Here is a 4,013-nt window from a genome sequence, read left to right as displayed (position 1 = left end):
GCTGCATTATGGGCATAGGAGGTTGCTGGAGCGGGCCAAGTCACTTGGTGATTATTTGATAGTTGGGGTAACAGCCGAGAGCTTTGACAAAAGCCGTGGCAAGATAAATGTCCAGCAGTCACTGATGGAGCGCATTGAAGGAGTGCGGGCCACTGGCTTGGCTGATGAGATTATAATAGAAGAATATGAAGGACAGAAAATAGACGATATTCGCCGCTACGGTGTTGATATATTTACTGTGGGCTCTGACTGGGTAGGCAAGTTTGACTACTTGGAAGAATATTGTCAGGTTGTGTATTTACCTCGCACCGAAGGGGTTTCCAGCTCTCAGGTTCGTTCAGATAAGCGGAAAATATCTATACGGATCGTGGAAGATAAGGGGTTGGGCGGTAAAATAATCAGAGAGGGCTCATATGTAAATGGAGTTGATATATTAACTCTGGAAGATGGCACCCAAGAGGATGCCATATATCTCTTTTCGACTCCACAGCGGCATTATGAGCTGATAAAACAGGCAATTGGTGAAGGAAAGCACATTTTGTGTGAAACGCCTATTGCCATGAAGGAATCTGAGTGTAGAGAGCTATTTGCATTGGCCAAATCGAAAAATGTGGTTTTGATGGAGGCTATCAAGACCGCCTATGCTACCGCCTATAATCGCTTGCTTTTGCTGGTAAAATCTGGAGTTATAGGTAAGGTAATTTCTGTAGATGCCACCTGTACCAGCCTAATGGACAACTATAATCCACAGAATTTAACGGGGATATGGAGCAGTATCACGGCCTGGGGGCCGACTGCCCTGTTGCCGGTTTTTCAGATATTGGGTACAGAGTACAGGGAAAAGCACATTATTTCTCATTTTATCGATGAGGATGAAACATTTGATGGATTTACCAAGATAGATTTTTTGTATCCGGAAGCTGTAGCCACTATAAAAGTGGCAAAAGCGGCCAAATCGGAGGGAAGCTTGGTTATAACAGGTACGAAGGGGTATATTTATGTGCCTTCTCCGTGGTGGAAGACAGATTATTTTGAAGTAAAATACGAAAATCAAAATCAGAATAAGCGGTTCTTTTATCAGTTGGATGGGGAAGGTATCCGCTATGAAATGGTGGCCTTCAGTAAAGAAATTGAATCAGGTGTAAGCAGCAGTTATATTAGTGAAGATGTTTCGGTGGCTATTGCCAAGGTTATGGAAGACTGGGCAGCGAAGAAGGTAAGTGTAATATGACGATAACGCGCTATAAAACGCAAATTTTAATAAAAATAGATAATATTCATTCATTGCTAAGGGCTTCAATGTCAGGTGGAACGGAGATTGAGGCTGTGTTGGAGGCGTTGCCTAACGAGGTAATTGGTATAGGAGAACTGCTGGTAAATTATGGCGACTTGGGTGCAGGGCTTATTGAATCCTTGGAGACCATAATCGAGGATATAGAAAAAATACAGCTTGCCGTAGCTCAGGGAAAGCCATTTCGTATGCCAGTGGAAATGTTGTTATCAAAGCTGGTAAAGATACATAATGCCTTTGAACAGCAGTTACCAGACGATAAAAAGGTCATTTATTTTTTACCTTATAAAGCCTCCATGTGGGACAGTCTGGAAAGCGTTTGGGAAAAAGCCAGTGATGATGGAGATTGTGATGCTGTGGTCATGCCTATACCGTATTGTGACCGTAATCCAGATGGTTCGGCAAGGGCGTGGCATTGGGAAGGGGAGGATTTTCCAGACTACGTGCCTATTACAAACTACAGAAATGTAAATCTATCTGAAATTCATCCGGACATGATATATATTCATAATCCTTATGATGGTTGTAATTTTGTGACTTCGGTGGCACCGGAATATTATAGTGATAAATTAAAGGAGTGTACTGAGCAGCTTGTATATATCCCATATTTTGTTTCAGAGGAAAATGGAGCAACTCCTGAGTGGGCGGAAACTCATGCCAGAATGCCTGTATATGTTAATGCGGATATTATTGTTCAACAATCGGAAAAAATGAGGGATATTTATATTCAGGCTTTGGTAAATCTCTATGGAGAGAACACACGCCATATTTGGGAACAAAAAATAAAGGGTTGGGGCTCGCCAAAACTGGATAAGGTACGTCATACAAAGGTGGAGGAGAAGGATGTACCGGAAGAGTGGTTGCAGAAAATTAAAAAAGCAGATGGCACATGGAAAAAAGTGGTAATGTATGGCACCGGTTTGGGTGAAATGCTAAAGTCCGGGGAGAAGCTCTTAAATAAGATAGAAAACGTATTGGATTATTTCAAGGGTAAAACAGATGATGTAATGCTGCTATGGCGCCCGCATCCACTAATACCGGCTACCTTAGATTCTATGCGTCCAGAGTTAGCAGCTCGCTATGCTAAAATTGTGGACGACTATAAAAAGGCTGGCTGGGGAATATTTGACGACACTCCAGATTTAAGTCGTTCAATAGCCATTTGTGATGCCTATTATGGTGATGACAGCAGTGTAATACAGCTATTCCAAGGGGTAAAGAAGCCAGTGATGGTGGAGGATGTGGAGATAAGAAATTAGTGGTTTATTGAAAAAATAAAATAGCAATATACTTATATTGAGCGAATAGAACATTTGTGTTAAAATATAGAATATAGTAGGAACTGAGGGAGGTAGCAAGATGAAACATGAATATTTAAAGATTGTTCCTCAAAACATTATTGTAACCTTTTCAGATATACATGTTTCGCCGTTGTCCGGTGAAAGCATTACTGTTCACTTGGAAAGATCTTCCGAGCGGGGGGTTGATATCGCAGAATATATTTTACCTGCTTGTGTTCTGAAGAAATGCATGGGGTTTAATGAAGATGAAGAATATGTTTTGAGGCAGTTCGTTAAAAATAATAGTCCGCTAATATGGGAAATAGCCCGGGAGGATGGTGACATCATTGCCGACGTTGTTTGAGATATTTGGGTACAGGATTTTTTTCTGGTCTAACGAGGCTGGCGAGCCAATACATGTTCACGTATGTCGTGGAAAGCCTACAGGTAATACAACTAAAATCTGGTTGCCTCCGGATAGTAACCCGGTTGTAGCTAATAATAACAGCAATATACCAGAAAAAGATTTAAAGCGTATTATGAAAATGATAGCTTTAAATCGAGATACTATTATTGCACAGTGGTATGATTATTTTAATAAATGACCTGTGATAACTGGAGGGCATTATATGCTTCAGTTTTTTATTACCCCAATTATTTCAGATATTTTGCAGGATAAAGCTAGTAATAAGGCGAACTACATGGGTTAAAAGGATTTTATTCAAAAAGACGCATTCCTGTACTAGCCGATATTTTTAGCCGTCTGCAACTGATGGAACGCCGTGGCAGAGGATTTAAAAAGATATTGGAGGATTATGATTTTCAGGAGAATTCACGAGAAGAACTGATGCCTAAAATATATGCGGCTGGTAATGATTTCTTGCTTATGTTATATAATTTGAATTATTTTGAGAGACAAGATGTAGCCCAAGATGTCCCTCAAGATGTCCTTCAAGATGGTGAAAAAGGTAATTATGCTGAAACAATTATAAAAATGATTCAGGAGGATTCGAAAGTTACAAGGGCGGAGATGGCAAAAGTACTAAAAGTTAGCATGAAGACCATAGGGCGAGAAATAAAGAAAATACCACAGATTAGCTATATAGGCCGAGGATACAGTGGCCATTGGGAAATAAAAGATAAATAGAGTTGCGATATTATTTTATGATAAGTCACATTTGATAACTGGAGTGTGTAATACTTCATTATACGCTTCAGTTTTTTATTGCAGAGGTTTATTTCTGCTATTTTGCAGGATAAAACCAGCAATAAGGCGAATTGTACAAGGAAAAGTAGTTTTGTATAAACGTCAATCATAATTTGAGCCATTTGCTCATTTGATTTTGAGCCACTAACGCTCACTTGAAAGTGAGCCACCTATACTTCATTTTTGGTACGCGCTAAACGATAAGATTCGCCGTTCATATCCAGCACATATGAAT

The 4,013-nt window shown here is 40.0% G+C and carries 4 protein-coding genes and 1 pseudogene; all 5 read left to right on the top strand.

From position 1 onward, the window contains the following. Positions 1 to 1,231: Gfo/Idh/MocA family oxidoreductase (locus ACKI5G_RS08110; protein ID WP_407399305.1), on the top strand; the 1,231-nt coding region annotated here is incomplete at its 5' end. After that, positions 1,228 to 2,550, top strand: coding sequence for a hypothetical protein (locus tag ACKI5G_RS08105; protein ID WP_407399303.1), 1,323 nt, complete (start codon positions 1,228 to 1,230; stop codon positions 2,548 to 2,550). The genes ACKI5G_RS08110 and ACKI5G_RS08105, both read left to right, overlap by 4 nt. A gap of 100 nt (positions 2,551 to 2,650) precedes the next feature. After that, the gene (locus ACKI5G_RS08100; protein ID WP_407399301.1) at positions 2,651 to 2,935 is read left to right on the top strand and encodes a hypothetical protein; all 285 of its coding nucleotides are present in this window, start codon (positions 2,651 to 2,653) and stop codon (positions 2,933 to 2,935) included. Beyond that, positions 2,907 to 3,176: a DUF4160 domain-containing protein gene (locus ACKI5G_RS08095; protein ID WP_407399299.1), complete on the top strand. Its 270-nt coding sequence runs from the start codon at positions 2,907 to 2,909 to the stop codon at positions 3,174 to 3,176. The genes ACKI5G_RS08100 and ACKI5G_RS08095 overlap by 29 nt, the downstream gene beginning before the upstream one ends. Positions 3,177 to 3,301: 125 nt before the next feature. After that, positions 3,302 to 3,718: pseudogene (locus tag ACKI5G_RS08090) on the top strand (ATP-binding protein); the annotation flags it as partial. Positions 3,719 to 4,013 lie beyond the last annotated feature (295 nt).

The organism is Anaerovibrio sp. (genome assembly GCF_045637405.1).
GTDB lineage: Bacteria > Bacillota > Negativicutes > Selenomonadales > Selenomonadaceae > Anaerovibrio.
This window is presented reverse-complemented; position numbering and strand designations above follow the sequence as displayed.

Excerpts from the sequence above, each read along its gene's own strand:
- ACKI5G_RS08105 (WP_407399303.1), top strand. The coding sequence starts at position 1,228 with ATGACGATAACGCGCTATAAAACGCAAATTTTAATAAAAATAGATAAT.
- ACKI5G_RS08100 (WP_407399301.1), top strand. The coding sequence starts at position 2,651 with ATGAAACATGAATATTTAAAGATTGTTCCTCAAAACATTATTGTAACC.
- ACKI5G_RS08095 (WP_407399299.1), top strand. The coding sequence starts at position 2,907 with ATGGTGACATCATTGCCGACGTTGTTTGAGATATTTGGGTACAGGATT.